This is a genomic window from Agromyces cucurbitae, assembly GCF_058349945.1.
In genome coordinates this window covers 86,868-111,389 of the sequence record NZ_JBYRES010000001.1, presented here as the reverse complement: position 1 = coordinate 111,389, position 24,522 = coordinate 86,868, and the positions used below count along the sequence as shown (strand labels likewise).

At 71.9% G+C, this 24,522-nt stretch carries 31 protein-coding genes and 1 tRNA gene; 15 read left to right on the top strand and 17 right to left on the bottom strand.

Features of this window, described 5'->3' with window-relative positions:
* The first annotated feature begins 198 nt into the window (after nt 1–198).
* Nucleotides 199–1,356 (top strand): peptidoglycan-binding domain-containing protein, encoded by a 1,158-nt coding sequence (locus AC3RJ6_RS00560; protein WP_491424891.1) that lies wholly within the window; start codon nt 199–201, stop codon nt 1,354–1,356.
* A gap of 117 nt (nt 1,357–1,473) precedes the next feature.
* On the opposite strand, the gene AC3RJ6_RS00555 is transcribed toward AC3RJ6_RS00560, so the two are convergent.
* Nucleotides 1,474–2,172 carry a potassium channel family protein gene (locus AC3RJ6_RS00555; protein WP_491424890.1) on the bottom strand — a complete coding sequence of 233 codons (699 nt, stop codon included), beginning with the start codon at nt 2,170–2,172 and terminating at the stop codon, nt 1,474–1,476.
* Nucleotides 2,165–2,446 (bottom strand): potassium transporter TrkG, encoded by a 282-nt coding sequence (locus AC3RJ6_RS00550; RefSeq protein WP_491424889.1) that lies wholly within the window; start codon nt 2,444–2,446, stop codon nt 2,165–2,167. The genes AC3RJ6_RS00555 and AC3RJ6_RS00550 overlap by 8 nt, the downstream gene beginning before the upstream one ends.
* 80 nt (nt 2,447–2,526) lie before the next feature.
* Between AC3RJ6_RS00550 and AC3RJ6_RS00545 the strand changes: the two genes are divergently transcribed.
* Nucleotides 2,527–3,423 carry a metalloregulator ArsR/SmtB family transcription factor gene (locus AC3RJ6_RS00545; RefSeq protein ID WP_491424888.1) on the top strand — a complete coding sequence of 299 codons (897 nt, stop codon included), beginning with the start codon at nt 2,527–2,529 and terminating at the stop codon, nt 3,421–3,423.
* 87 nt (nt 3,424–3,510) lie between these two features.
* On the top strand, nt 3,511–3,921 hold the full coding sequence (locus AC3RJ6_RS00540; RefSeq protein ID WP_491424887.1) for an arsenate reductase ArsC: 411 nt from the start codon (nt 3,511–3,513) through the stop codon (nt 3,919–3,921).
* Nucleotides 3,922–3,955: 34 nt separating this feature from the next.
* Here AC3RJ6_RS00540 and AC3RJ6_RS00535 read toward each other — a convergent pair whose 3' ends face one another.
* On the bottom strand, nt 3,956–5,299 hold the full coding sequence (locus AC3RJ6_RS00535; RefSeq protein ID WP_491424886.1) for an FAD-dependent oxidoreductase: 1,344 nt from the start codon (nt 5,297–5,299) through the stop codon (nt 3,956–3,958).
* Nucleotides 5,300–5,396: 97 nt separating this feature from the next.
* Between AC3RJ6_RS00535 and AC3RJ6_RS00530 the strand changes: the two genes are divergently transcribed.
* The gene (locus AC3RJ6_RS00530; protein WP_491424885.1) at nt 5,397–5,759 is read left to right on the top strand and encodes a metalloregulator ArsR/SmtB family transcription factor; all 363 of its coding nucleotides are present in this window, start codon (nt 5,397–5,399) and stop codon (nt 5,757–5,759) included.
* Between the two features lie 3 nt (nt 5,760–5,762).
* On the opposite strand, the gene AC3RJ6_RS00525 is transcribed toward AC3RJ6_RS00530, so the two are convergent.
* The 7 genes from AC3RJ6_RS00525 to AC3RJ6_RS00495 form a co-directional block, all read right to left on the bottom strand.
* The gene (locus AC3RJ6_RS00525) at nt 5,763–6,440 is read right to left on the bottom strand and encodes a M23 family metallopeptidase (protein WP_491424884.1); all 678 of its coding nucleotides are present in this window, start codon (nt 6,438–6,440) and stop codon (nt 5,763–5,765) included.
* A gap of 233 nt (nt 6,441–6,673) precedes the next feature.
* Nucleotides 6,674–6,949, bottom strand: coding sequence for a hypothetical protein (locus AC3RJ6_RS00520; protein ID WP_491424883.1), 276 nt, complete (start codon nt 6,947–6,949; stop codon nt 6,674–6,676).
* 144 nt (nt 6,950–7,093) lie between these two features.
* Complete coding sequence (locus tag AC3RJ6_RS00515) at nt 7,094–7,360, bottom strand: hypothetical protein (protein ID WP_491424882.1); 267 nt, start codon at nt 7,358–7,360, stop codon at nt 7,094–7,096.
* A gap of 156 nt (nt 7,361–7,516) precedes the next feature.
* The gene (locus AC3RJ6_RS00510; RefSeq protein WP_491424881.1) at nt 7,517–8,026 is read right to left on the bottom strand and encodes a hypothetical protein; all 510 of its coding nucleotides are present in this window, start codon (nt 8,024–8,026) and stop codon (nt 7,517–7,519) included.
* The gene (locus AC3RJ6_RS00505) at nt 8,026–9,495 is read right to left on the bottom strand and encodes a dihydrolipoyl dehydrogenase family protein (RefSeq protein WP_491424880.1); all 1,470 of its coding nucleotides are present in this window, start codon (nt 9,493–9,495) and stop codon (nt 8,026–8,028) included. The genes AC3RJ6_RS00510 and AC3RJ6_RS00505 overlap by 1 nt, the downstream gene beginning before the upstream one ends.
* Nucleotides 9,492–9,728: a hypothetical protein gene (locus AC3RJ6_RS00500; RefSeq protein WP_491424879.1), complete on the bottom strand. Its 237-nt coding sequence runs from the start codon at nt 9,726–9,728 to the stop codon at nt 9,492–9,494. The genes AC3RJ6_RS00505 and AC3RJ6_RS00500 overlap by 4 nt, the downstream gene beginning before the upstream one ends.
* A gap of 29 nt (nt 9,729–9,757) precedes the next feature.
* On the bottom strand, nt 9,758–10,198 hold the full coding sequence (locus tag AC3RJ6_RS00495; RefSeq protein ID WP_491424878.1) for a VOC family protein: 441 nt from the start codon (nt 10,196–10,198) through the stop codon (nt 9,758–9,760).
* A gap of 141 nt (nt 10,199–10,339) precedes the next feature.
* On the opposite strand from AC3RJ6_RS00495, the gene AC3RJ6_RS00490 reads away from it, so the two are divergent.
* The 4 genes from AC3RJ6_RS00490 (at nt 10,340) to AC3RJ6_RS00475 (ending at nt 12,970) form a co-directional block, all read left to right on the top strand.
* Nucleotides 10,340–10,894, top strand: coding sequence for a CGNR zinc finger domain-containing protein (locus tag AC3RJ6_RS00490; protein WP_491424877.1), 555 nt, complete (start codon nt 10,340–10,342; stop codon nt 10,892–10,894).
* 67 nt (nt 10,895–10,961) lie between these two features.
* On the top strand, nt 10,962–11,801 hold the full coding sequence (locus AC3RJ6_RS00485; RefSeq protein ID WP_491424876.1) for a helix-turn-helix domain-containing protein: 840 nt from the start codon (nt 10,962–10,964) through the stop codon (nt 11,799–11,801).
* Nucleotides 11,802–11,863: 62 nt separating this feature from the next.
* Nucleotides 11,864–12,445: a dihydrofolate reductase family protein gene (locus AC3RJ6_RS00480; protein WP_491426198.1), complete on the top strand. Its 582-nt coding sequence runs from the start codon at nt 11,864–11,866 to the stop codon at nt 12,443–12,445.
* A 129-nt stretch (nt 12,446–12,574) separates the two neighbouring features.
* On the top strand, nt 12,575–12,970 hold the full coding sequence (locus AC3RJ6_RS00475; RefSeq protein ID WP_491424875.1) for a VOC family protein: 396 nt from the start codon (nt 12,575–12,577) through the stop codon (nt 12,968–12,970).
* 43 nt (nt 12,971–13,013) lie between these two features.
* Here AC3RJ6_RS00475 and AC3RJ6_RS00470 read toward each other — a convergent pair.
* Nucleotides 13,014–13,084: transfer RNA gene (locus tag AC3RJ6_RS00470), tRNA-Gly, on the bottom strand.
* Nucleotides 13,085–13,177: 93 nt separating this feature from the next.
* Between AC3RJ6_RS00470 and AC3RJ6_RS00465 the strand changes: the two genes are divergently transcribed.
* From AC3RJ6_RS00465 to AC3RJ6_RS00445, 5 genes are all read left to right on the top strand, one after another.
* Complete coding sequence (locus AC3RJ6_RS00465; protein ID WP_491424874.1) at nt 13,178–14,356, top strand: low temperature requirement protein A; 1,179 nt, start codon at nt 13,178–13,180, stop codon at nt 14,354–14,356.
* A gap of 9 nt (nt 14,357–14,365) precedes the next feature.
* On the top strand, nt 14,366–14,971 hold the full coding sequence (gene dcd / locus AC3RJ6_RS00460; protein WP_491424873.1) for a dCTP deaminase: 606 nt from the start codon (nt 14,366–14,368) through the stop codon (nt 14,969–14,971).
* 120 nt (nt 14,972–15,091) lie between these two features.
* Nucleotides 15,092–15,742, top strand: a complete 651-nt coding sequence (locus AC3RJ6_RS00455; RefSeq protein WP_491424872.1) for an RNA polymerase sigma factor — start codon at nt 15,092–15,094, stop codon at nt 15,740–15,742.
* A gap of 4 nt (nt 15,743–15,746) precedes the next feature.
* Nucleotides 15,747–16,562 (top strand): hypothetical protein, encoded by an 816-nt coding sequence (locus AC3RJ6_RS00450; protein WP_491424871.1) that lies wholly within the window; start codon nt 15,747–15,749, stop codon nt 16,560–16,562.
* Between the two features lie 226 nt (nt 16,563–16,788).
* Entirely contained in the window at nt 16,789–18,246 is a 1,458-nt protein-coding gene (locus AC3RJ6_RS00445) for an HNH endonuclease signature motif containing protein (protein ID WP_491424870.1), read from the top strand.
* Nucleotides 18,247–18,269: 23 nt separating this feature from the next.
* Here the strand turns inward: AC3RJ6_RS00445 and AC3RJ6_RS00440 are convergent, their stop codons facing one another.
* Entirely contained in the window at nt 18,270–19,169 is a 900-nt protein-coding gene (locus AC3RJ6_RS00440; RefSeq protein WP_491424868.1) for an alpha/beta hydrolase, read from the bottom strand.
* Nucleotides 19,170–19,286: 117 nt separating this feature from the next.
* On the opposite strand from AC3RJ6_RS00440, the gene AC3RJ6_RS00435 reads away from it, so the two are divergent.
* On the top strand, nt 19,287–19,958 hold the full coding sequence (locus tag AC3RJ6_RS00435; protein ID WP_491426196.1) for a TetR/AcrR family transcriptional regulator: 672 nt from the start codon (nt 19,287–19,289) through the stop codon (nt 19,956–19,958).
* Nucleotides 19,959–19,961: 3 nt separating this feature from the next.
* Here the strand turns inward: AC3RJ6_RS00435 and AC3RJ6_RS00430 are convergent, their stop codons facing one another.
* Entirely contained in the window at nt 19,962–20,543 is a 582-nt protein-coding gene (locus AC3RJ6_RS00430) for a TetR/AcrR family transcriptional regulator (protein ID WP_491424866.1), read from the bottom strand.
* Between the two features lie 84 nt (nt 20,544–20,627).
* Between AC3RJ6_RS00430 and AC3RJ6_RS00425 the strand changes: the two genes are divergently transcribed.
* Nucleotides 20,628–20,966, top strand: a complete 339-nt coding sequence (locus AC3RJ6_RS00425; protein ID WP_491424865.1) for a DMT family transporter — start codon at nt 20,628–20,630, stop codon at nt 20,964–20,966.
* A gap of 20 nt (nt 20,967–20,986) precedes the next feature.
* On the opposite strand, the gene fdxA is transcribed toward AC3RJ6_RS00425, so the two are convergent.
* From fdxA to AC3RJ6_RS00405, 4 genes are read right to left on the bottom strand one after another with little or no spacing between them, the layout of a single operon-like run.
* On the bottom strand, nt 20,987–21,337 hold the full coding sequence (gene fdxA, locus AC3RJ6_RS00420) for a ferredoxin (protein ID WP_491424863.1): 351 nt from the start codon (nt 21,335–21,337) through the stop codon (nt 20,987–20,989).
* A complete protein-coding gene (locus AC3RJ6_RS00415) occupies nt 21,334–22,767 on the bottom strand; it encodes an FAD-dependent oxidoreductase (RefSeq protein ID WP_491424862.1) in 1,434 nt (477 codons plus the stop codon). Before AC3RJ6_RS00415 ends, fdxA begins: the two co-directional genes overlap by 4 nt.
* 4 nt (nt 22,768–22,771) lie before the next feature.
* Nucleotides 22,772–23,596, bottom strand: coding sequence for a uroporphyrinogen-III C-methyltransferase (gene cobA / locus AC3RJ6_RS00410; protein WP_491424861.1), 825 nt, complete (start codon nt 23,594–23,596; stop codon nt 22,772–22,774).
* A complete protein-coding gene (locus AC3RJ6_RS00405; protein WP_491424860.1) occupies nt 23,593–24,504 on the bottom strand; it encodes an ABC transporter permease in 912 nt (303 codons plus the stop codon). The genes cobA and AC3RJ6_RS00405 overlap by 4 nt, the downstream gene beginning before the upstream one ends.
* Between the last annotated feature and the right edge of the window lie 18 nt (nt 24,505–24,522).

The following is a 24,522-nucleotide window of genomic DNA, read 5'->3' as shown; positions in this document are numbered from 1 at the left end:
GGTGCATTCCCGACGAGCTCGCGGCGTGTCGCCGGCGGTTTCGTCGGGAATGCACCCCGGAACGGTGTGCCGTGGTCGCGGCGGCCCGGGCGGGCGGGCGGTGCCGCGAGCGGATTTCACGTGCATGGCATGAGGCGGCGGCGAACGCAGCGGTGCGAGGCTGGGCCGAACCCGTCACGACCGAGCAGGGAGCCGCGCATGAAGACCGATCGCACGACGACGCGGGTGCGTCTCCTGGCCGCCGTGGCGTGGATCGGGGTCGCCGCGGCGGGCCTCACCGCCTGTTCGGGCGAATTGAGCGATCTCGACCGGGCGCAGGCGCAGGTCGCCGCCAAGGAGAAGGCGCTGACGCAGGCCGAGGCCGACTTCGGTGACGCGTCGGCAGCGTTCTGCGAGGCGAGCAAGAGCTACATCGCGGCGCTCGACCAGTACGGCGACGTGCTGCGGTCGACCGCCCCGACCGTGGGCGACGTGCGGTCGGCGGGCGCCGACGTGGCCGAGCCGCGCGACGACGCGTTCGCCGGCGCAGAGGCTGCGGTCGAGGCCCAGCGGGCGCTCGCCGATGCGCAGCAGGACCTCGCCGACGCCCAGGCCGTGCTCGCGACGGTCGAGGCCGGTTCGACCGGCAGCCCGAGTGCGGCGGCGACGCCGGTGCCGACCAGCACACCCGCCGTGGCGACCGAGGCCGTCGACCGGGTCGAGCAGGCCGAGGCCGACTTCGCCGACGCACAGGCCTCCCTCACCGACGAGACGCCGCTCGCCGAGGCATCCGAGCAGTTCAACGCCGCGGTGGTCGCGCTCGAGTGGGCGTGGCTCGCCCTGTTCGCCGACGCCGGGTGTCTCACCGACGACCAGCAGGTCGAGGCACAGGCCGCGGTGAGTGCGTACGTGCTGGCACTGCAACAGGACCTCGCGGCCGCCGGCTACTACACCGGCACCGTCGACGGCATCGTCGGCCCGCTGACCGTGCAGGCCGTCGAGGACCTTCAGCGGGCGAACGACCTGCCGGTCACGGGCACGGTCGACCGGGCGACCGCAGCGGCGCTGGAGGCCGAGCTCACGGCGAAGGGCGAGGCGGCGGCCGAGGGCTCGATCGCCTCGACCGCGGCGGTGCAGCAGACGCTGAAGCTCGCCGGCTACTGGGACGGCCCCGTCGACGGCGTGTGGACCGACGCGCTGACCGACGCCGTGAAGGCGCTGCAGACCGATCTGGGGGTCGCGGCGACCGGTGCCGTGGACGCCGCGACGATCGCCGCGTTCAGTGAGGCGATCGCCGCGCTCGAGCAGCCGGATGCGGAGACCGACGAGCCGGTCGAGACGCCGGAGCCGACCCCCTCGAGCGCGCCCTCGGCATAGCGACGCCGGCCTCACCGGCCGCGCCCGTCCGTTGCGGGGGTGCATTCCCGACTGTGCGGCGTCCGACACGCCGTCCGGCTGACGGAAGAGCACCCCCGGAACGTCGCGCTCCGCGCCTCAGCGCAGCTGGGCGAAGGCCTCCGCGTTGGCTGTGGGCCCGACGACGAGGATCGTGTCGCCGGCGTGCAGGGTCGTCGCGTTGTCGGCGTTGCGCCAGGCCTCGTCGCCGTGCTGGAAGGCGGCGATCGTGATGCCGTGGCTCGCGCGCACGCCGGTGTCGCCGAGTCGCTTGCCGTGGAGCATCGACGGGGCGGCGGTCTTCACGAGCGCGTACCCGGGTGCGACCTCGATGTAGTCGAGCGCGGCGCCGCGCACGAGGTGCGCCACCCGGCGGCCCATGTCCTTCTCGGGGTAGATGACGTGGTGGATGCCGAGCTGCTCGAGGATGAGGCCGTGCTGGTCGTCGACCGCCTTGGCCCAGATCACCGGGATCTGCATGCTGAGCAGCACCGAGCACGTCAGGATCGACGCCGACACGTCTCCGCCGATCGCGACGACGACGCGATCGAACTCGTCGATCGCGAGCTGCCGCAGCGCCTCGGCCTTGGTCGAGTCGGCGCGCACGACCTGCGTGAGCTCGCCGTTGTGGGCCTGCACGAGGTCTTCGTCGACGTCGATGCCGAGCACCTCGGTGCCGCCCGCCATGAGCTCGAGGGCGAGGGCGCTGCCGAACCGGCCGAGCCCGATCACGGCGACCGAGTCGGCCTCGGCGATGCGGCGCGCGGGGTCGCCGCCGAAGATGGGGAACCTAACCAATGGCCGGCCTTTCCTTGGGGAGTTCGTAGAGGAGGCGTCGCTCGCGCAGCGCGATGGCGCTGCCGAGCGTGAGCGGCCCGATTCGGCCGAGGAACATCAGCAGCACGAGCACGATCTTCGCGGCATCCGGCAGATCGGCGGTGATGCCCGTCGAGAGGCCCACGGTGCCGAAGGCGGAGACCGCCTCGAACAGCACGCGGTCGAGGTCGAGGCCGGTCAGGAGCAGCAGCACCGCGGTGCCGGCGACGACCGCCGCGACGGCGATGAGCACCACGGTGATCGCCTGGCGGTGGACGACGCGCTTCCGGGGCGTATCCGCCCGTATGTCCGCCGCCAGTCCATAGACTTCGATCTATGGATTCGGTCGAGCCGACTGCCGACGCCGCGGCGATCGCCGCGCTGATCGCCGAACCGACGCGCGCCCGCCTGCTGCGGCTCGTGCTCGCCGACGGACGATCGACCGTGACGCGCCTCGCCGAACGGCTCGGGCTGCGGCAGCCGACGGTGACGCACCACGCGAAGCTCCTGGCCGAGGCGGGCGTGCTCGAGCGCCGCCCCGACGGCCGGCGGGTCTGGTACTCGATCGCGCCCGAGCAGCGCGACCGGGTCATCGGGCTGCTCGGCGCCGAGGCCCCACCGCCCGGCGATGCCGTGTTCGCGCGCATCGCCGACGACCTCACCGATCGCTTCGCCGGCACCTTCAACCGCGAGACGGTCGAGCGGTTCGTCGACGAGAGCCGGCGGCTGCTCGAGGGCGCGGGCGCCGACACCCGGCTCGCGTCGCGGACGGCGGAGTTCGCGGCGCAGCGCCTCGCCGCCGTCGCCTCGCGCAACGCGCCGCGCGAGGCCGTGCCCGAGGTGCTGTTCGTCTGCGTGCAGAACGCGGGACGGTCGCAGATGGCCGCCGCGCTGCTGCGGCGGCTCGCGGGCGACCGGGTGCGTGTGCGCACCGCGGGCTCGGAGCCGGCGTCGGCGGTCGCGCCCGCGGTGGCGAGCGTGCTCGAGGAGGTCGGGGTCTCGATCGCGGGCGAGTTTCCGAAGCCGCTGACCGACGAGGTCGTGCGCGCCGCCGATGTCGTGGTCACGATGGGCTGCGGCGATGCCTGCCCCGTCTACCCGGGGACCCGGTACCTCGACTGGGAGCTCGACGATCCCGTGGGTCAGCCGGTCGAGCGCGTGCGCGAGATCCGCGACGACATCGAGCGCCGCGTGCGCGGCCTCATCGCGTCGCTCGCGGACTCGGCCGCGTGAACTCCTGCTGAACGGACGGCGGCGGCCTGCGGCATCCATAGATCATCATCTATGGTTAAGGGGTTCGAGCCGGAGAGAGGTCCAGCCATGTCCGAGAAGCCCACCGTCCTGTTCGTGTGCGTGCACAACGCCGGTCGCTCGCAGATGGCAGCCGGCTTCCTGCGCGAGCTCGGTGGCGATCGCGTCGAGGTGTTCTCGGCCGGTTCCACGCCTGCGGACCAGGTCAACCCGGTCGCGGTGCAGGCGATGGCCGAGCAGGGCATCGACATCGCGAACAACGTGCCGAAGGTACTGACCACCGAAGCGGTCCGCGACTCCGACGTCGTGATCACGATGGGGTGCGGCGACGCGTGCCCGATCTTCCCCGGCAAGCGCTACGAGGACTGGAAGCTCGACGACCCCGCCGGCCAGGGCATCGAGGCCGTGCGCCCCATCCGCGACGAGATCCGCGGCCGCGTCGAGCAACTGCTCGCCGAGCTCCTGCCGCAGGGGCGCTAGGCGCGCCCCTGCGGTCGAGCGGCGAAGGGCAGGCTCAGCAGCCCGAGGTCGAACAGCAGCTCGACGACCCTCCGAGGTCGGTCGAGCAGACACCGGTCGCCGGCAGCACGAGCTCGACGTTCATCGCCGACGCGAGGTCGCCCGCGAGCCACGCGGTGACCGAGCGCACCTGCTCGTAGCCCGTCGCGAGCAGGAACGTCGGGGCGCGGCCGTACGACTTCATGCCGACGATGAAGAAGCCGCTCTCTGGGTGGGTGAGCTCGGCGAAGCCGTGCGGCTCGACGGTGCCGCACGAGTGCACGTTCGGGTCGATGAGCGGTGCGAGCCGCTTCGGGGCCTCGACGATCTCGTCGAGGTCGAGACGGATCTCCCGCAGCAGGTCGAGGTTCGGGCGGAAGCCGGTCGCGTTCACCACCAGGTCGGTCTCGTGCACCACGAGTTCGCCGCGCCGCTGGCCGACGAGCTCGATGCCGTCTGCGCCCGCGTCCCCGTCGGCGGCGCGACGCGCGCGGAGGATCTCGAACCCGTCGACGAGCTCGATGTCACCGCGGCGCACGGCCGCCGCGACCCGACCGCCGAGCTTCGCCCGGTCGGCCAGCTCGTCGTCGGCCGACGACGACACGCGCACGGCCTGCGCGTTGCGGATGAGCCACGTGACCCTGGTGCCCGGCACCTCGCGGGCGAGCTGCACGAGTCCGAGCAGCGTGTTCGCGGCGGAGTGCCCGGCGCCGACGACGGTGGTGTGCCGACCCGCGAAGGCGTCGCGGTCGCGGCCGAGCACGTCGGGCAGGGCGGGGTGCACGCGGTCGGCGACCTCGTCGAGGCCGAGCAGGCCCAGCCCGCTCGAGCTCAGCGAGTTCGGCGTGCGATAGGTGCCGGAGGCGTCGATCACGGCGCGGGCCGTGAGCTCCTCGACCCCCGCCGTCGTGCGGAGCCGCACGAGGAACGGCGTCGCCGAGCGGTTCGTCGTCCGCGTGCGATCCATGCCCTCGCGGCTGACGGCGAGCACCTCGGCACCCGTACGGACGCGGGAGGCGATCGACTCGAGCCGGCTCAGCGGAACGAGGTACTCGTCGACGAGCTCGCGACCCGATGGGGCGCGCTCGGGGCTCGGCAGCACCCAGCCGGTCGCCTCGAGGAGTCGCTGCGACGCCGGGTCGACGAGATGCTTCCACGGCGAGAAGAGGCGGGTGTGGCCCCAGGCCCGGACGCTGTCGGCGATGTCGGAGCCCGCCTCGAGGACGACGAAGTCGATGCCGCGTTCCACGAGGTTCGCCGCAGCGGCGAGCCCGATCGGGCCGGCGCCGATGATCACCACGGGCAGCGTGGAGAGCCGGTCGTTCGTCACGGGCCGGGCGGTCACGTCGAGCAGCGTCACTGCGTCCTCCTTGGATATCGACGGATATCGATGAACTGCGATGCGATCAGTATGGATCGATATATCGATGGATGTCAATATCGAGTAGTATCGATGCATGGTCACGATGCTCGAAGTCAGAGACGTCTCGTCGAACGCCGGCACCGAGCTGTGCTGCGCACCGCTCGTGCGCGAGCCGCTCGCCGCGTCCGACGCCGAGCAGCTCGCTCAGACCATGAAGGCGCTCGCCGACCCCGCGCGGTTGCGCCTGCTCTCCATCGTGGCCGCGCACGACGGGCAGGAGGCCTGCGTGTGCGACCTCATCGAGCCGGTCGGCCTCAGCCAGCCGACGGTGTCGCACCACCTCAAGATCCTGAGCGAGGCCGGGTTCCTCTCGCGGTCGAAGCGTGGAACGTGGGCGTACTACCGCATCGTGCCCGGCAGCCTCGAACGCATCGCGGGGCTGCTCGCACCGGCCTGAGATTCAGGCGGTCTCGCGGATCGCGTCCTGCGCGTCGGCGAGGTCCTGGCGGGTGCAACGGCGGGCGTTTCCCCAGATGCGCGCCCAGCGGTTCGCGCGCTCCTGGTTCGCCGGATCGTCGGCGCGGAGCGTGAGCACCTTACCCGTGCGCACGTTGAGGAGCGCCCACCCGGCGATGTTGTTGCCGTCGACGCTGTCGGTGACGAATAGGAGTTGCATGGTGTCCTCCTCGGAGGTGGCTTCGTCGTCGCCTGCAGGGAGAGCGCCGAACGACATGAATCGCATCGGGTCGATGACGGGCACGGTGCCGGGGTCGCCGTTCTCGCGCGACGCCGTCATGTGCAGGTGCGCGCCGAAGGCCGAGCCGCCGGTCTCGCCGATCTTGCCGACCATCTCGCCGCGTCGTACGGCCGTGCCGACGGCGGGCCCCTGCTCGAAGAGGTGGCAGTAGCCGATGAAGACCTCGTCGGAGGGGTACTCGACGACGATCTCCCAGCCGAGCGCGTCGTTCCAGTTCGACCAGACGACGGTCCCCGCGCCGGACGCGGGAATGCGGGTTCCCTCGTCGAGACCGTTCCAGTCCTGGCCTCGGTGGGGGCCCAGGCCGTGGTCCTTGCGCCATTGCGGCCAGTCCCCGAAGGGATCCGAGAGCGTGTTCTTCGTGAAGGGTGCAGTCAACATGATTCCTCCCCGACCTGCGCGCGGGACGAACCACTTCGCCTCGAACGCGTCGTCCGAGATGTATTCCGGCGTGAACGCTACGCCGGATTCCTGCGGTCCCGACAGCGGGCCAACCCTGATCTTGCAGCGGGGCAGGCCCCGATCAGGGTGGGGCGGACCCCGCCTGGGCTGCGGCCCTCGAGCGCACCGTCCTCGCCCGGACTGCGGGCTGACGGCGAGCTCGCAGTCGTCGTCTACCTTCTGTCGCGGCGGCGCCGCCCGAGCAGGTAGCCGGCAGTGGCGGCCACTCCCATCAGTCCGATGACGGCGACGACCCCGCCGGCGACGGCCGACGGGGTCAGCACGACGAGCGAACCCGGCAGGAACAACGAACCCGACATCGGCTGGTAGGCGAACCACCCGAACGACGCGGGCGCCCGGTTCGAGACGACGAGGAGCACCGCACCGCCGACGACGAGTGCGCCCGAGACGATGAGTGCGACGAGGGTCGCCGGGTGGATGCGCTGCATGGCGCCACCCTATCGAGCGGGTCGGCCGGCCCGCGTCGTCGGGCGGCCCGTGCTCCGGGGGTGCGATCCCGACTCATCCTCCGGCGACACGCCGTGACGATGGCGGGAATGCACCCCCGGAACGAGGCAGTTCGTTCGACGCGATCAGTGGTCGCAGACGGCGGCGTCGAAACCGCCGCCGTTGAGCGGCACGTTGCCGCCCATGGTGATGGGGATGACGCCCGAGAGCGGCCCGCCCTCGGTCGCGGTGGCCGGCGTGGAGTTGGTCTGGTTCGCGCCGGCGTTCGCGGGCGCCGACGTGCACCGCAGCGGGGTGATGCCGTGGGTGTGCGCCGACGCGGCGGCGACCGGTGCGAGCACGAGCACGGCCGCGGCGACGCCGGTGCCGATCAGGATGCGCAGGTGTGACATGAGTCCCTCTCCTCTTCGAGTGGCGACGCCGTCGGCTCGTGAGCATCGAGCCGTGCGTCGCGGGGACGCGCGTCGGCTCCCCACCCTGAGAACGGGGCGGGCCGGGGAATCGTTCACCGGCGCCGGGTTCGCGGCGACCGCGGCGGCCGCGGGGCCTCAGTACCAGTCGTCGGCGCCGGTCTCCCACAGGTCGTCGAGCAGGCGGCCGTCGACGGTCTCCCCGACCGACGGCTGGTCCGAGACGCCCGGGTCGGCCATCATCTGCGCCGGGGCGGTGCCGCCGACCGCGGCCAGGGCGAATCCGGTGATCACGGCTGCGGCGGTGAGCATGGCGCCGCCCACCCTGAGCACCGTGCGGATCTCGTCGGCGGCCGGGCCGAAGAGGCCCTCGAACCGGCCGGGCTGTCGTGCGGGAGACCCGAGTGGCGGCGTCCGTTCGACGGGTCCTCGAGCGCGAGCCTGCGAGCGCGAGGGTGCTGCATCGGGTGCGGCATCCGACCGGCCGGTCTCGCCGTCGAGCATCGCCGCGACCAGCACGTCGAACTGCGCGGGGCTCAGCCGGTCGAACTCCGACGCGAGGCGCTCGTCGAGGCGGCCGCCGTTGTCGTCGAGCGCGTGCAAGTAGCGTGCGACGGCACGTCGATCGGCCTCGCCGAGGGCGGTCATCAGGCCGCCTCCTCGTCGTCGTGGACCGCGTCCTCGCTGCCGCCGTCGCCGAGCGCCGGCCGTCCGTAGGCCTCGAGCAGGCGCAGCCAGATCTCGCTCACGGTCGGGAACGCGGGCACGGCATGCCAGAGCCGGCTGATCGGAACCTCGCCGACGATCGCCGTCGTCGCGGTCTGCACGAGCTCGGCGACCTCCTGCCCGGTGAACGTCGCACCGACGATCACGCCGCGGGCCTCGTCGACGACCATGCGGGCCGTGCCCGAGAACCCGTCGCGCGAGATCGACGCGCCCGAGACGTGCCCGATCTCGGAGTCGACGACGCGCACGTCGAGTCCCGCGTCGCGTGCGGCGGCCGCCGTGAGCCCGACGGCGGCGACCTCGGGGTCGGTGAACACGACGCTCGGCACCGCGACGTGATCGGCGGTGGCGACGTGCGCGCCCCACGGCGCGTCGTCGACCGGGTATCCGAGGGCGCGGGCCGAGATCGCGTCGCCCGCGGCGCGGGCCTGGTACTTGCCCTGGTGCGTGAGCAGGGCGCGCCCGTTCACGTCGCCGACGGCGTACAGCCACTCACTGCCCGCCACCCGCAGGGTGTCGTCGACCTCGATGCGCCGCGCCGGGTCGAGCCCGGCGGTCTCGAGGCCGAGCCCGTCGACGGCCGCACGGCGGCCGGTCGCCACGAGCACCTCGGATGCCTCGACGGCACCCCGATCGGTCGTGATCGAGACGCGGTCGCCCACCCGCTCGACCCGCTCGACCGCGGTGTGCTCGAGCACGGTCACGCCGAGCGCGCGGAGCCCCGCGGCGACGTGCTCGCCGGCGAACGGCTCGAAGGCGCCGAGCAGCCCGCTGCGGGCGATGACGGTGACCTCGCTGCCGAACCCCGCGAACGCCGTGGCGATCTCGACCGCGCTGACTCCGCCGCCCAGGATGGCGAGCTGTTCGGGCGCGCTCGTCGCGCTCGTCGCGTCGCGAGTCGTCCAGGGCTGCGCGTCGGCGAGCCCGGGCACCTCGGGCAGCACGGGCACCGACCCCGTGGCGAGCGCGACCGCGTGCCGCGCGGTGACGACGGTCGTGACGCCGTCGTCGCCGACCACGGTGACTTCGCGCGGGCCGCTGAGCCGGCCGCTGCCCCGCAGCAGGCCGATGCCGGCACTCTCGAGCCAGGCGACCTGCCCGTCGTCCGAACGGTGACCGGTGAATCGGTCGCGCCGCGCCAACACGGCGGCGACGTCGAGCTCACCGGTCACGGCTTCAGCAGCGCCGGGGACGGCCCGGGCGAGGCGCAGCACGTGGCCCGAACGCAGCATCGCCTTCGACGGGATGCACGCCCAGTACGAGCACTCGCCGCCGACGAGCTCGCGCTCGACGATGAGGGTGTCGAGCCCTGCCTGTGCGGTGCGGTCGGCGATGTTCTCGCCGACCGGGCCGGCTCCGATCACGATGACGTCGACGGTGCGGCGGTTCATGCTTCATCTCCTTCTGGTGCGCCGGCCTGCGCCGGCGCGTCGTTCGGGTTCGTTCCGAGTCGGATGCCTCGGGCATCGAGCGCTTCGGCCAGGTGCCGGGCGTACCACGCGGGCCACGCCTCGTCGTACGCACCGCCGAGCTGCTCGGCCTCGTAGACGCCGTGGGCCGCCGCGGTCTCGATGAGCAGCCCGTGCAGCAGGCGCTCGGCGTCGATGGCGGTCGATGCGGTCATCTCGCTCATCCTCCGCTCGTGCGCGCCGATCAGCGACCCGGCGCGCGGGTCACGATCTCCTGCAGCACCCACCCGTTGCCGTCGGGGTCCTCGAAGGAGGCGAACGAGCCGTACGACGCACGCCCCGGGTGCGGACCGCTGATGCGGCCGACACCGCCGGCACGATGGAAGGCTCCGGCGCTGTGCCAGACCTCACTGATGGCGACGCCCTTGGCAGCGATCTCGTCGTGGGCGGCGACGATGTCGGGGACCACGAGGTGCAGCTCCTGCACGGTGCCCGGGGCCTGATCGGTGATGCCCGAGCCGAAGATGATCGACGCGGACGAGCCGGGAGGTGTGAGCTGCACGACCCGGAAGCCGTCGTCGAACGCGAAGTCCGCGTCGAGGCGGAAGTCGAGCCGACGGTAGAAGGCGATGCTGCGGTCGACGTCGGAGACGGGGAGGACGACGACTTCGAGTTTGAGTTCCATGGGTGCTCCTTGATCTGTGCGACTGGTGCGTCACTGGTTGAACTGGTGACGATGCTGGCACGTCTATCGTCACCTGTCAAGAAGGTGACGCATCGGAATCATGAACTTGCAGAATCGGTGCTCACCGGTCAGACTGGTGACATGCAATTCGCGTTCCCGTGCGGTCATCCGGCGCTCGACTTCGTCGGCACCCTGCAGGCGCGGCGTGATCCGGCTCCGGTCGAGCGCTTCGAGACGTCGGCCGACGTCGACACCTGGTTCGTCGAGTCCGGGGTCACCGAGGGGGCACCGGGCTTCAGCGCCCGCGACCGCGAGCACGCCATCGCCCTGCGGGAGGCGATCTACCTGCTCGTGCGCGAGCGCATGAACGGGCGCCCGCTCGACGACGAGGCGTGCGACGAGCTGAACCGCATCGCCTCGGCCCGGCCCGCGACGCTGCGGCTCGGCGAGGCCGGCGTCACCATCGAGGCGACGCCGGCTCAGGCGCTGTCGACCCTCGCGCGTCAGGCGATCGAGCTCATCGCGGGGCCCGAGACCTCGAAGATCAAGGAGTGCGGTCGTCCCGTGTGCACGCAGGTGTACCTCGACGACTCGCGCGGCGGGCGCCGTGAATGGTGCTCGATGGACACGTGCGGCAGCCGCATGAAGGCCGCGGCGTACCGGGCGCGCAAGCGTGCCGTCGCGGCATCCGCCTGACGCCGTTCAGTTCGGTCGAGGCCGGAGTTCCCGTCGAGCCGGATCGGCCGTCGGCGATAATGACGGCGTGGAGTACGTGTCGAGGGTGCCCGGCCCGCCACTGGACGGGCTGGTCGACGACCTCTACTACCTGGAGGGCGTGCCGCCGTACTCCCGGCTGTTGCTGCCGGCCGCGCCCGCGCCGCTGCTCATCGTCGACCTCGGGGCGCCGTTCCGCATCCGCGCCGGCGGTTCAGCGGAAGCCGTGGAGTACGCCGACGGTTGCGCGGTCACCACGCCCACCCGCGCGTGGGAGTTCGCCTACCCCGATCCGACCCGGTCGGTGGGCGTCCACTTCAAGCCGTGGGGGCTGGCACCGTTCCTTCCGATGCCCGCGGCCGAACTGTGCGACCGACCGGCGACCGTGGAGCAGATCTGGGGCGAGCCCGCTGTCTCCGAGCTGCGGAACCGACTCGTCTCGGCGGACGCACCGCACGAGATGCTGCGGCTGCTCGAGGAGGAACTGGTGCGACGGCTGCGGCCGATCGACGGCCTGGAACTCGTCCGCCGGATGAGCCGCACCATCGCGGAGACCGGCGGAGCGGTGCCGATCAGCGACCTCGGGGTCGCGGTCCGCGCCGGCGGCACGTACGTGGCGAAGCGGTTCAAGGAGATCGTCGGCATCACCCCGAAGCGGCTGGCACGCAGCTACCGGTTCACCCTCACCATGCTGGCGATCGACGTCGCTGGGCCGATCGACTGGGCCGACGTCGCCGCTCGCGCCGGCTACTACGACCAGGCTCACTTCGTGCACGAGTTCCGGGAGTTCACGGGTCTCACACCGACCAGGTACGTCGAAGTCCGGCAGCGCTTCCTCCGCGAGCATCCTGATCACGCGCTCGACGGCTGGCCGCTGCCGGCCGAGTGATTTCCTACAAGCGGGCGCGTCCGCCGCGCACGAGACTCGGGAACCGGACGGAGGAGGAACCCATGGGGAAAGTGGTCATGAACGCATCGGTCTCGGTGGACGGCTTCATCGCGGCTGAGAACGACGACCCCGGCCCGCTCTTCGAGTGGTTGGTGAGCGGTGACGTGCCGCTGGACGACAGCGGCGCGCTGAACGTGTCGCAAGCGTCATACGACCACATCCGGCCGTACTGGGACGAGATCGGGGTGACCATCGCCGGCCGCCACGTCTTCGACCTCACGGACGGCTGGGACGGGACGCCTCCGAGCGGGGTCGACCACGTCGTCGTCGTCACGCACCGACCGGCACCCGAGGGGTGGGATCCCGGGGCGCCGTTCCATTTCGTCGACGGCATCGAGGCTGCGGTGGCCAAGGCGAAGGAGCTCGCGGGTGACCGCACGGTGGAGATCGCCGCCGGCGACGTCGGCGGCCAGGCACTCGCAGCGGGTCTGGTCGACGAGGTGCGCATGGATGTCGCGCCCGTCGTGCTCGGATCCGGCAAGCGCTACTTCGGCTCCGTCGACGCGCAGCACCTGCTGGAAGACCCCGACATCGTCGTCCGGGGCGATCGGGTGCTCCACCTGCGCTTTCGGGTGCGCCGCTGACTCGGCTTCCCGCGGAGCGGCACGCGTTGATCGTGCTCGTGGAGACTCTGGTGCGCGGCCACGCCCGTCGGTAACGTCGGCGGGGTGTCCTCGCGCCGTCCGGGCGGGGACGACCGACGAAGGAGAACGATGCCCTCGCAGATCGATGCGATCAACATCACCGCACGCGACCACGAGTCGCTCGGCGCCTTCTGGCAGGCGCTGCTCGGCCTGAAGGAGGACCCGAACGATCCGAACAATCCCGGCGACCCCGTGACGGTGTATCTCACCGAGCCGGTGGCGATCCGCATCTACATCCAGCCCGTCGACGAGGGCAAGGAGTTCGCGCCGCGAATCCACCTCGACCTCTCGCCGGTCGGCACCACGCGGGATGCCGAGGTCGAGCGGCTCGAGCAGCTGGGTGCGACGATCGTCGCCGACCGGCGTCGCGAGAACGGCAGCGGCTACGTCACCATGAGCGACGTCGACGGCAACGAGTTCTGCGTGCAGCGCAGCGCCGAGGAGGTCGCCGCCGGCGGGCGATGAGGTCACGGCGGCCTCGGGCTGCTCGTGCCAAGACACCTGAGAGAGCCGATGACGGGAATCGAACCCGCGCTGTCTGCTTGGGAAGCAGAAGTTCTACCATTGAACTACATCGGCGCACGCCGCTCGGCGACGTGGAACTCATCCTAACAACGCCGACGTGATTCGCCGCATCCCCGCTGCACCGCCGTCTCCCTCATGATGGTTGCCATGCGACCGGATGCATCGCTCCACCGTTTCGCGACCTCCACCCGGGTCACGACCTTCGAGTTGTTCTTCGACCTCGTCTTCGTGTTCGCATTCACCCAGGTCAGCAGGCTCATGGCCGAGATGCACAGCCCGCTCGGCATCCTGCAGGCGTTCATCGTGCTCGCGCTGCTCTGGGTGTGGTGCGCCTACGCCTGGCTCGGCAATCAGGCCGCGGCGGATCGCGGCCCGGTCCAGGTGGCGATGGCGCTCGCGATGGTGACGGTGTTCATCGCCGCCCTCACGATTCCCGAGGCGTACCACGACTTGCCCGGCGGCTTCAGCGGGCCGCTCGTGCTCGCGCTCGCGTACACGGTGGTGCGCCTGATCCATGCGGCGGTCTACGTGGTCATCGCGGGTGACGATCGCGCTCTTCGCCTGCAGGTCCTGCGCACGCAGGCCGTGGGCCTCGTGCCGGCCTGCACGGTGCTCATCGTCGGAGCGCTCGTCGGCGGCGAAGCGCAGACCTGGATCTGGCTCGTCGCCGTCGTCTGGGACTCCGGGGCGACGTGGTTGAGCTCGCGAGGCGGCGGTGCCTGGCGCATCCACTCGCTCGAGCACTGGGTCGAACGGCACAGTCTCGTCGTGATCCTCGCCCTCGGCGAATCGATCGTGGCGGTCGGCGTCGGGGTCGCCCAGGAGCCGATCGACGCGGCGATCACCGCGGGGACCGTGCTCGCCGTCGGCATCTCGATCATGCTGTGGTGGTCGTACTTCGCCCGGATCCCGGCGGCCGCCGAGGCGGCGCTCGAGCGGCGCGCCGACGCTGCCCGGGTCGACCTCGCGATGCGTGCGCACACGTACGCGCACCTGCCGCTGATCGGGGGAGTCATCCTCGCCGCGCTCGGCGTCGAGGATGCGATGGCCCACATCCACGAGACCGAGGCGCTCGGCTGGTTCGGCGCCTCGGCGCTCGGTGCGGGGCTCGCGCTGTACGTCGGGTCGACGGCGCTCATCGGCCGGCTCTTCGAGGCCGGGGCGGTCGGCTGGCGCATCTCCGGCTCCGTCGCGCTCGCGACATCCATACCGCTCATCGCATACGTGCCGCCGATGGCGGCGCTCGGCATCGAGTTGGTGCTGCTCGCCACCCTCGCGGTCGGCGAAGCCGTCACGACGCGCCGCGCATCGTTGCCCGCTCGGTAGGCTTGGCGCGTGCTGCTCTCCGACCGCGACATCCGTTCCGAGCTCGAGCTGGGGCGCATCGCGCTCGAGCCGAGCGACCCGTCGATGCTGCAGCCGTCGTCGGTCGACGTACGGCTCGACCGGTACTTCCGGCTGTTCGACAACCACAAGTACCCCTACATCGACCCGGCCGAAGACCAGCCCGAGCTCACGCACCTCATCGAGGTGAAGCCCGACGAGCCGTTCATCCTGCACCCGGGCGAGTTCGTGCTCGGTTCGACGTACGAGCAGGTCACCCTGCCCGACGACGTCGCGGCGCGCCTCGAGGGCAAGAGCTCGCTCGGTCGCCTGGGCCTGCTCACGCACTCGACCGCGGGCTTCATCGACCCGGGCTTCACGGGCCACGTGACCCTCGAGCTCTCGAACGTCGCGACCCTGCCGATCAAGCTCTGGCCGGGCATGAAGATCGGGCAGCTCTGCTTCTTCCGCCTGTCGTCGCCCGCCGAGCAGCCCTACGGTTCGGCCGCGTACGCGAGCCGCTACCTCGGCCAGCGCGGGCCGACCGCGTCGCGCTCGTTCCAGAACTTCCACCGCACCGACGTGGGCGTCACCGACGCCGGCGCGAAGGGCGAGTAACCGGCTCGACGGGTCATCGCGTCGAGGGCGCTGCAGGGCGGCGGGCGCGGATGCCTCGCGCCCGAGTCGCACGAGCGCACGAGTGCGCCGCGCAGCCGACTGCCCTACACTCTTGCGACCATGGGCGATTTCGACGGTGTGCTCGCACACGCGGCATCCCGGGGCTGGGCGGCGCCGCGGGCCGCGAGCGGCGGCGCTGAGGCGGCCGACGGGTTCGAGACGGTGCTGCTCGCGGCGAAGGCGGGCGCCCCGTGGGCGTCGGCCGAACTGTGGAACGCCCATGCGGGCGCGGTGGCCGGGTTCCTCCGGGCACGGGGCTCGTCCGAGCCCGACGACCTCACGAGCGAGGTGTTCCTCGCCGTCTTCGACGGGCTCGACCGCTTCGAGGGCGGCGCGACGGAGTTCCGCACGTTCGTGTTCACGATCGCGTACCGGCGGCTCGTCGACGAGCTGCGCCGCCGGGCACGGCAGCCGTCGACCGAGGAGTGGGCCGACGAGGCCGATCCGCGGCGGGCCGCCAGCGCCGAGGAACAGGCCATGGGCCGAATCGGGGATGCCGCGGCCAGGGCCATGCTCGATGACCTGCCGCCCGACCAGCGCGACGTGATGGTGCTGCGCATCGTCGGCGACCTCACCGTCGAGCAGGTCGCCGAGGTGCTCGGCAAGCGAGCGGGCGCCGTGAAGGCCCTGCAGCGACGGGCGCTCACGGCTCTTCGAAAGAAATTCCCCGCAGGGCGTACCCCTGCAGGCCGCTCCGTCGATAGCAGGTAGTGAGATGAGCAACCACCGCATTCACGACGACGAGGCCGCAGCCCTGCTGCGCGGCGAAGTGCCGCCGCAGCGCGCCGACCTCGCGGCCGTGGCCGACGCCGTGGCCGGCCTCCGGCGCGCATCGGCGCCGGTGGCACCGCGTCCGTCGGCCGAGCTGCTGGCGCGGCTCGACGCCGAGCGCGTCGCGGCGGGCTCGATCTCATTCGACCCGAACGCAACGACTGCGGCGACGAGCCAGACCCCCAGTGGCTCGTCGCCGAAGATACGGAGAAGAAGAGTGGCATTCACGGGAATCGCCGGGCTCGGCCTGGCCGCGAAGATCACGATCGGAGCGGTCGCCGCGACCGCGGCGGGCGTCACGGGCGTCGGCGCGGCGGGCGCCGCGGGCGTGCTTCCGGCCCCCGCGCAGGAGGTCTTCGACGGCGTCACCGGCCAGCACGCGGGCGGCCAGGAGGAGCCGGGCGGCGAGCACATCAGCGACTCGGGTGCCGAGCACCGCGAGTTCGGCCAGCAGACCGCCGAAGACGCTCGCCAGAATGGCGAGGAGAAGCGCGACGCCGCGCACGAGAACGCCGAGGAGAGGCGCCAGGCGGGCCTCGACACGGCCGACGAGCACCGGCAGAACGGCGCGGCGCCCGGCGGCGAGGCATCCGAGACCGGCCAGCAGGCCGCCGAAGACGGTGCCGCCAACGGCGACGAGAACAGCCAGACCGGGCAGGAGGTCGCCGACGACGCGACCTCGACCGGTGACGAACGCAGCGGTGACGGTCAGTCGACCGCTGACGACGCGCGTGACGGCGCCCCCACCCCCGAGCGATGAACCTCTGACGTTCTCGCACTCGTCACGACGCGACCCGCGAAACGGGCTCCCGACCGGCTGGGAGCCCGTTTCGTGTTTCTCCTGTCGGTCGGGTGAAGTCGGTCGAGGAGCGCCCGACAAAGGAGGGCGCGTATCGAGACCGCGCCCCGGTTTCGGGTCGGGGAAAGTTCTCCACAGGCTTCGAATATTTCTTCGAATAACGGTGTGTTTCGGCTAGACTCGAGCCATGCCCGGACCCGCTGAAATACCCGCTCTGACCGGGATTTCAGACCTGATCATCGGGCTCGGCGAGGCGTGGCTCGGTGCGCTCATGGCAGGCGCTGCGGGTTCGCCCGATGCGGCCGGTGATGTGCGCCTGATGAGTGACGACGGGCTGGTCCGGGTGACCGAGGCGCTGGGCGAGTTGTTCCGCCGCGTGCAGGCGTTGCAGGCGCCCGTCGCGGCCGAACTCGCGGCCCGCTCCCGATCCGGCGGGGGTGACGACGTCGCGCGCAAGCACGGGTTCTCCTCGGCCGAACGGCTGATCGCATCCACGACCGGCGGCCGGTACCAGGAGGCGGTGAAACTCGTCGCGGTGGGCGCTGCCACGGCGCCGCGGGCGGCGTTCACCGGTGAGCTGCTGCCGCCGCGGCATCCGCATCTCGCGGCCGCGGTCACGGCGGGTGCCGTGTGCGTCGACGCGGCGGAGGTGATCCGCCGGTTCCTCGACGGCATCGCGCCCCGCGCCGATCGAGCCGAGCTCGGCGAAGCCGAGCAGTTCCTCGTCGAGCGCGCCCCGATCGTCGGGGCCGACGGGTTGCACCGCCTCGTGAAGCTGCTGCAGGCGCGACTCGACCCCGACGGGGTGAAGCCCCGGGAGGACGAGTTGCGGGCGGCCCGTGAGTTCCGCATGTGGGAGGACGAGCACGGCATGATCCGGTTCAAGGGTGCCGCCGACCCCGTCAACGGTGCCCCGATCAAGCTCGCGATCGAGACCCTCGTCGGTGCCGAGCTCCACACGGCGCGCGATGCGAAGCGACCTGCTTCGGCCGCGGGCAGCGACGCCGACGACGCGGTCGCCGAGCAGCGCACGATCGCGCAGATGAACCTCGACGCCCTCGCCGACCTCGCCCGCCACTCCCTCGCCGCCGCCGACGGGCCGGCACCGCTGCGACAGGCGACCGTCGTCGCCCGCATCGACGCCGACGCACTCCAGACCGGGCGCGGATACGGCACGATCGATGGCATCGACCAGCCGGTCTCGATCCCCTCGATCGAAGAGCTCGCGATGACGGCCGGGATCGCACCCCTCTACGTCGGCGACGGGTGCGAGCGGGTCCAGTTCGGCCGATCCCGCCGGCTGTTCTCCCAAGCCCAGAAACTCGTCCTCATCGAACGCGACGGCGGCTGCGCCTGGCCCGGCTGCACGAGGCCTCCCTCGCACACGCAGGCGCACCACATCAGGTGGTGGGATCGACACCACGGTCGCACCGACCTCGACAACGGCATCATGCTCTGCAGTCATCACCACCATCGCATCCACGACGACGGATGGATCATCGTCGTCGAGCACGGATTCACGTGGTTCGTGCCGCCCGTGCACCTCGACCCCACCCGAAGGCCGCGCCCCGGCAACCGACGACGGCCCACGATCGCACCACCATCACCCGACATCACCACACTCCTTACGGCGGCTGCCGCCTGAGCGTCTCGTCGAGGCGGCGGCCGTCAGATCGTCGCGGCGGCACCGGTCCGGGGAACGACCTCGTCGACCCCCGCGAGCCCGCCCGTCGCGAACGCGGTGACCGCGTCGAGCACGGGGTCGGCACCGAGCACCCGCACGTGCCCGTAGCCCTCGGTCAGGAGCAGTCGTGAGCGATCGCCGTGGGCCGCGTGCAGGCGAACCGACTCGCTCGACGCCACCTCGCGATCGCCGCGGTCGTGGGCGATGAGCAGTGGAACCCCGTCGGGCAGCGGCGAGCCGACGGAGTCGAAACGGCCGTACGTATCCGGCACCTCGGGCAGCACGCGACGCGCGAACCCGCGCGCGAGCGCATCGGCCGTGGCCGGCCGCAAGCCGAGCCGCGACGAGAACGAGTCGACCAGGTAGCGGGCATCGGCCATGCCGGCGATCGCGGCGACGCCGCTCGCCGCGGTGCCCTCGCGCACCGCCGAGATCGCGGCGAGCGCCCCGAACGAGTGGCCGACGATCAGCCGGAACCGCCCGTGCTGCTGCTGCAGCGCCTCGATCGTGGCGAGGTAGTCGCGGATGTCGGTGCGCCGCCCCCTCGAGTCGCCGTTCGCGGGCGCATCGAACGCGACGAGGCGCATTCCCTCGGCGCGGAGCTCGCGCACGATCGGCGCGAACTGCGACGCGCGCCCGCGCCAGCCGTGCACGAGCAGCACGGTCTCTGCGCCGTGCCCCCACGAGTACGTGACGACGTCGCGACCGCGTACGCGAACATGGCCCCGTTCGGCGTGCTCGTGGACGGCCCGGTCGTGGTCGCGCACGGTGAGCGCCGGTCGGACCCGGCGGAACAGCGGCAGCGCGGCCCGGGCGCCGAGCCCCGGCGAGACGCGATCGGCGGCGCGGATGGAGGCCACCTGGGCGGCGAGGAGAGCGGGCATCGGTTCCTCCTGGGCATCGGGGGTGGCCTCCGCGTCAAACAGACACCAACAATGAATACGAACGATCGTACGCCCACTATACGCACAATCGTGCGTAAAATCGAGAGCGTGAGCGAGATGACGGTCGCCGTCGACGGGCGAAGGGCGCGAGGGGATGCCTCGCGGCGCGCCGTGCTGGGCCACGCCGTCGACCTCGCCTCGGTCGAGGGGCTCGACCAGCTCTCGATCGGCCGCATCGCGATCGCCGCGAACGTCAGCAAGTCGAGCATCGCGACGCTCTTCGGCAGCAAGGAGCGGCTGCAGCTCGCGTCGGTCGAAGCCGCCCGCGAACGCTACTTCGAGACCGTCATCGCGCCAGCCCGCGCGAAGCCGCGCGGCCTGTCGCGCGTCGTCGCCCTTCTCGACCGGGTCGTCGCGTACTCGCAGGACCGGGTGTTTCCCGGCGGATGCTTCTTCTCGGCAGCGGCTGCCGACTTCCACGCGAAGCCCGGCGTCGTGCGCGACGCGATCATCGCCCAGCTCGACGACTGGCTCGGCTACCTCGCCGTGCAGGTGCGCTACGCCGCCGAGGCCGGCGAGATCGACGGCATCACGGGGCCCGACGACGCCGACCAGTTCGCGTTCGAGGTGCAGGGCGTCTTCGAGTGGATGAACCAGCTCGCCGTGATCCGCGACTCCGACGAGCCGTACGTGCGCGCGCGTCGCGGCTTCCGCGCCCGGCTCGTCGCGATCGGGGCCGACCCCGCGGTCGCCGACCTCGTGCTCGAGCCCGGCGCCGCGATGCGCTGACCGCTACCCGCGCGCCGGATCGTCGAGCACGGCCGAGAGGCGAACGAGTGCGGCGACGATCTGCTCGGGGCTCTGTCGTCGTGCTCGGCGGAGGTGGGCGTACGCGTCGGGTGCGAGCGGAGCGAGCAGGACGTCGGGCAGTGCCGTGTCGTCGACGCCCGCCGCCCGGACCTGCGCCGCGACGAAGCTGCGCCAGAACCCGTAGGCGCCGGTCGTGTACCGGGTGGCGCCCTGCTCGGCGCCGAGTGCGAGCGGCAGGTGCCGCTCGAGGAGGTCGACCATGGCGCCGTAGAACGCTCGGAGGCGCTCGGCAGGTGATGCGCCCGGGCCGAGGGGCGGCGGGCCGTCGAAGAGTCGCTGCTGCAGCGCGCGCTCGTGCTCGTCGAGCAGGGCGACCGCGACCGCGGCCACGTCGGGGTATCGGCGGTAGAGGGTGCCTCGGCCGACGCCGGCGGCCGCGGCGAGTTCGGACATCGTGAGATCGGGTCCGCGCTCGGCGAAGAGTCGCTCTGCGGCGACCAGGATGCGTCGCCGGTTCGCGGCGGCATCGGCGCGCTCGGTCGGCGGCTCGCTCATCGGATCCATCCCCCGAGTATAAGTGGACGACGTGTCCGATTTCTGTGGCAGACTGAACTGGACACGATGTCCGTTTCGGGAGGAGTCAACTCGATGAGCGCAGGATGGATCGCCCTCGTCGGAGCCGGGTTGCTCGAGATCGCGTGGGCGCACAGCATCCGCCTGACGGAGGGCTTCACGAGGCTCGTCCCGACGATCGTGTGCGGCGTGCTGACCGTGGCCGTGCTGGCGCTGCTCGAGATCGCGATGAAGACGGTGCCCGTCGGAACCGCCTACGCCGTGTTCGTCGGGATCGGCGCGATCGGCACCGCCCTCGTCGGAATGATCTGGCTCCACGAGCCCATGAGCGTGCTCCGCGGGCTCGCCCTCGCGCTCATCGTCGGCGGCGTGGTGCTGCTGCGGCTGACCGACGTCGCTTCGACGGCCGCCTGACGCCGACGCCGGCCCGCAGGCTATTCGCCCTGCGGCGCGAGCGCGGCGACGATCGGGTGGTCGAATGCGAGCGAACCCGTCTTCGCCGCCCCGCCGGGCGAGCCGAGCGGGGCCCCGCCCGACGCGCCGGCCGGGGTGATCTCGAAGAACTCGACGTTGGCCTTGTAGTAGTCGGCCCATTCGTCGGGCAGGTCGTCTTCGTAGTAGATCGCCTCGACCGGGCACACCGGCTCGCACGCCCCGCAGTCGACGCACTCGTCGGGGTGGATGTAGAGCGAGCGCTCACCCTCGTAGATGCAGTCGACCGGGCACTCGTCGATGCACGCCTTGTCCTTGACGTCGACGCACGGCAGCGCGATGACGTACGTCACGACAGCGCCAGCACGTCGTCGCGCGAGATCGACACCTGCTCCTCGCGGGGCACGACCTTGACGCGCTCGCGCACGACGCCCGCGTACTGCGCCGGCGCCTCGAAGGCGTCGCCCAGCGCACGCTCGTGCGCGTCGAGGGCGAGCCAGCCCTGCCAGCTCGTGTGCTCCACGCCGCGGGCGTCGAGCAGTTCGAGGATCTCGGCGCCGTCGGCCGCGTCCACCACGGGCGCCGTGAGCACGCCGGCCGCGGCATCCTCGACGAGGTTGGTGATCGTCTCGAGTGCGTCGCCCTTCGTGTGGCCGATGAGGCCGACCGGGCCGCGCTTGATCCAGCCGGTCGCGTAGACGCCCGGGATCGGCGACCCCGCGGCATCCACGACCCGCCCGCCCTCGTTGGGGATGACCGCGGCCCGCTCGTCGAACGGCACATCGCGGATCGGCGAGCTCGCATAGCCGACGGCGCGGTACACCCCCTGAACCGGGTACTCGACGAACTCGCCGGTGCCCTCGACCGAGCCGTCGCCGACGGGCCGGGTGCGTTCGAAGCGGATCGCCTCGACGCGCCCGTCGCCCGTGATCTCGGCGGGGGAGTGCAGGAAGTGCAGGTGCAGGCGGCGCGAGGCCGTGCCGGTGCCAGTCGAGCCCGGCGAGGTGCGCCAGCCGTTGAGCGTGCGAGTCATGACCTTGACCTGGTTGTTCGACGCATGCAGCGCCTCGGCGTGCGCGTCGCCCTCCGCGCGCACGAAGTCGTCGTCGTACACGACGATGTCGACGTCGGGCACCTCGCCGAGCTCGCGCAGCTCGATCGGCGTGAACTTCACGTGCCCCGGTCCGCGACGGCCGAACACGTGCACATCGGTGACGGGGGATGCCTCGAGGCCGGCGAGCACGTTGGCGGGGATGTCGGTCGAGAGGATGTCCTTCGGGTGCTTCGCGAGCACGCGCGCGACGTCGAGCGCGACGTTGCCGTTGCCGATGACGGCGACCTCGCGCGCCTCGAGCGGCCAGCTGCGCGGCACGTCGGGGTGCCCGTCGTACCAGGCGACGAAGTCGGCCGCGCCGTACGAGCCGGGCAGGTCGATGCCGGGGATGTCGAGCGGGGCGTCGCGCAGGGCGCCCGTGGCGAAGATGACCGCGTCGTAGCGCTCCTGCAGTTCACCGACCTCGACGTCGCGACCCACCTCGACGTTGCCGATGAGGCGGATGTCGCCCGCATCGAGCATCTCGTGCAGGGAGTTGACGATGCCCTTGATGCGGGGGTGGTCGGGCGCGACGCCGTAGCGGATCAGGCCGTAGGGCGCGGGCAGCGACTCGAACAGGTCGATCGCGACTTCGCCGCCCTGTTCGGCGACCTGGCGGCGGAGGATGTTGCCGGCGTAGATGCCGGCGGGGCCGGCGCCCACGATCGCGACGCGGAGGGAGATGGTCATGGGGTCATGGCCTTTCGTGGGGGAACTGAGCGGGTTGAGGAGCGAGCGCAGCGAGCGGCTCGAAACCTGCGGCGTACGGGCTGAGCGTCACGACGTCGCCGACCACGACGACCGCGGGCGAACGCACGCCTCGGCGGGCCGCCTGCAGGGCGATCGAGTCGAGCGTGCCGATCGTGACGCGCTGGTGCTCGCCGTATCCATCTTCGACGATCGCGACCGGGCATTCGCCGCCGCGCTCGCCGCGGGCGAGGGTGATCGCCGAGTTCGCGAGCGTGCCGATGCCCATGAGCAGCACGACCGTGTGGTCGCGGCCGCCGCCGAGCGCCTGGATCTGGTCGTGGCCCGTGACGACGGTGAACGTCGTCGCGAGGCCGCGGTGCGTGAGCGGGATGCCCGCGATCGCCGGCACCGAGATCGCGCTCGTGATGCCGGGCACGACCTCGACGTCGACGCCGTGGTCGCGGCAGTACGCGAGCTCCTCGCCGCCGCGTCCGAAGATGAACGGGTCGCCGCCCTTCAGCCGCACGACCTGCTTGCCCTCGCGGGCGAGCGCGACGAGCAGGGCGTTGATCGCGTCCTGCGGCACCGCGTGGTGGCCGGGCAGCTTGCCGACGTCGACGACCTCGGCGCGCAGTTCGACGCCCTCGGCCGCGAGCCCGTCGAGCACGCCGCGGGCGCCGAGCCGGTCGGCGACGACGACGTCGGCGCGCTCGAGCGCGCGCAGCCCGCGGATGGTCAGCAGCCCGGCGTCGCCCGGGCCGGCGCCGACGAGGGTCACGTGTCCGGCCGGTCGAGTCGGCGCGCCCGCGCCGTATCGAGACCCGCTCATCGGGTACCTCCCTGGAGCAGGCCGCGACGGCGCAGGATCGCGCGCTCGATCGGGGCGAAGACGCACAGTTCGACGAGGATGCCGACGAACAGGATGACGAGGATCGCGACGAACACCGCCGAGAGGTCGGCGAGCTGGCGGCCCTGGTCGAGCAGCGCGCCGAGGCCGAAGCCGATCGAGCCGCCCGTCGCGATGATCTCGGCGGCCATGAGCGAGCGCCACGAGAACGCCCAGCCCTGCTTGAGCCCGCCGACGTACCCGGGCAGGGCGGCGGGCAGCACGACGAGGGTCGCGAGCTGCGCGCGGTTCGCACCGAGCACGCGGCCGACGCGACGCAGCTGCGGCGGCACCTGGTTCACGCCCGAGATGAGGCCGTTGATGATCGAGGGCACGGCGCCCATGAGGATGACGAAGTAGACCGTCGCGTCGGAGAGCTGGAACCAGATGATCGCGGCCGGCACCCAGGCCACCGACGGCAGCACCTGCAGGCCCGAGATGAACGGACCGAGCGCACGGCGCAGCCAGTCGACCTCGGCGAGCAGCAGGCCGATCGGCGTGCCGATGACGACGGCGATGAGGAAGCCGATGATGCCCCGCTCGAGGCTCGTCACGACGGCGAGCTGCAGCCGGCCGCTCTCCCACGCGGCGCCGATCGCGGTGAACACGTCGACGGGCCCGGGGTAGAGGTCGGGGCGCGGGCTCGCGACGACGGTGTAGACCTGCCAGACGACGAGCAGTGCGCCGAACAGGATGACGGGCGGCAGCACGCTCGACGCGAACCGGCGCCAGCGCGACTCGCGCCGCGTCTCGTCGGTCTGCAGGCGGTCGAGCCCGGCGGCCAGCTCGCGCAGCTCGGCCTCGTCATGCGCGGGGGATGCCGCGCGCTCGACGAGCTCGGGGGAGGGCATGGAGCCCGCGGGGAGGTC

Excerpts from the sequence above, each read along its gene's own strand:
- AC3RJ6_RS00505 (WP_491424880.1), bottom strand. The coding sequence starts at position 9,495 with ATGAACCGCCGCACCGTCGACGTCATCGTGATCGGAGCCGGCCCGGTC.
- AC3RJ6_RS00425 (WP_491424865.1), top strand. The coding sequence starts at position 20,628 with ATGAGCGCAGGATGGATCGCCCTCGTCGGAGCCGGGTTGCTCGAGATC.
- AC3RJ6_RS00490 (WP_491424877.1), top strand. The coding sequence starts at position 10,340 with ATGCAATTCGCGTTCCCGTGCGGTCATCCGGCGCTCGACTTCGTCGGC.
- AC3RJ6_RS00520 (WP_491424883.1), bottom strand. The coding sequence starts at position 6,949 with ATGCAGCGCATCCACCCGGCGACCCTCGTCGCACTCATCGTCTCGGGC.
- AC3RJ6_RS00525 (WP_491424884.1), bottom strand. The coding sequence starts at position 6,440 with ATGTTGACTGCACCCTTCACGAAGAACACGCTCTCGGATCCCTTCGGG.
- AC3RJ6_RS00545 (WP_491424888.1), top strand. The coding sequence starts at position 2,527 with ATGGATTCGGTCGAGCCGACTGCCGACGCCGCGGCGATCGCCGCGCTG.
- AC3RJ6_RS00500 (WP_491424879.1), bottom strand. The coding sequence starts at position 9,728 with ATGACCGCATCGACCGCCATCGACGCCGAGCGCCTGCTGCACGGGCTG.
- AC3RJ6_RS00445 (WP_491424870.1), top strand. The coding sequence starts at position 16,789 with ATGCCCGGACCCGCTGAAATACCCGCTCTGACCGGGATTTCAGACCTG.
- AC3RJ6_RS00450 (WP_491424871.1), top strand. The coding sequence starts at position 15,747 with ATGAGCAACCACCGCATTCACGACGACGAGGCCGCAGCCCTGCTGCGC.
- AC3RJ6_RS00465 (WP_491424874.1), top strand. The coding sequence starts at position 13,178 with ATGCGACCGGATGCATCGCTCCACCGTTTCGCGACCTCCACCCGGGTC.
- AC3RJ6_RS00405 (WP_491424860.1), bottom strand. The coding sequence starts at position 24,504 with ATGCCCTCCCCCGAGCTCGTCGAGCGCGCGGCATCCCCCGCGCATGAC.
- cobA (WP_491424861.1), bottom strand. The coding sequence starts at position 23,596 with ATGAGCGGGTCTCGATACGGCGCGGGCGCGCCGACTCGACCGGCCGGA.
- AC3RJ6_RS00515 (WP_491424882.1), bottom strand. The coding sequence starts at position 7,360 with ATGTCACACCTGCGCATCCTGATCGGCACCGGCGTCGCCGCGGCCGTG.
- AC3RJ6_RS00430 (WP_491424866.1), bottom strand. The coding sequence starts at position 20,543 with ATGGATCCGATGAGCGAGCCGCCGACCGAGCGCGCCGATGCCGCCGCG.
- AC3RJ6_RS00510 (WP_491424881.1), bottom strand. The coding sequence starts at position 8,026 with ATGACCGCCCTCGGCGAGGCCGATCGACGTGCCGTCGCACGCTACTTG.
- AC3RJ6_RS00435 (WP_491426196.1), top strand. The coding sequence starts at position 19,287 with ATGACGGTCGCCGTCGACGGGCGAAGGGCGCGAGGGGATGCCTCGCGG.
- AC3RJ6_RS00415 (WP_491424862.1), bottom strand. The coding sequence starts at position 22,767 with ATGACCATCTCCCTCCGCGTCGCGATCGTGGGCGCCGGCCCCGCCGGC.
- AC3RJ6_RS00560 (WP_491424891.1), top strand. The coding sequence starts at position 199 with ATGAAGACCGATCGCACGACGACGCGGGTGCGTCTCCTGGCCGCCGTG.
- AC3RJ6_RS00480 (WP_491426198.1), top strand. The coding sequence starts at position 11,864 with ATGGGGAAAGTGGTCATGAACGCATCGGTCTCGGTGGACGGCTTCATC.
- AC3RJ6_RS00540 (WP_491424887.1), top strand. The coding sequence starts at position 3,511 with ATGTCCGAGAAGCCCACCGTCCTGTTCGTGTGCGTGCACAACGCCGGT.
- AC3RJ6_RS00475 (WP_491424875.1), top strand. The coding sequence starts at position 12,575 with ATGCCCTCGCAGATCGATGCGATCAACATCACCGCACGCGACCACGAG.
- AC3RJ6_RS00455 (WP_491424872.1), top strand. The coding sequence starts at position 15,092 with ATGGGCGATTTCGACGGTGTGCTCGCACACGCGGCATCCCGGGGCTGG.
- AC3RJ6_RS00495 (WP_491424878.1), bottom strand. The coding sequence starts at position 10,198 with ATGGAACTCAAACTCGAAGTCGTCGTCCTCCCCGTCTCCGACGTCGAC.
- AC3RJ6_RS00530 (WP_491424885.1), top strand. The coding sequence starts at position 5,397 with ATGGTCACGATGCTCGAAGTCAGAGACGTCTCGTCGAACGCCGGCACC.
- AC3RJ6_RS00440 (WP_491424868.1), bottom strand. The coding sequence starts at position 19,169 with ATGCCCGCTCTCCTCGCCGCCCAGGTGGCCTCCATCCGCGCCGCCGAT.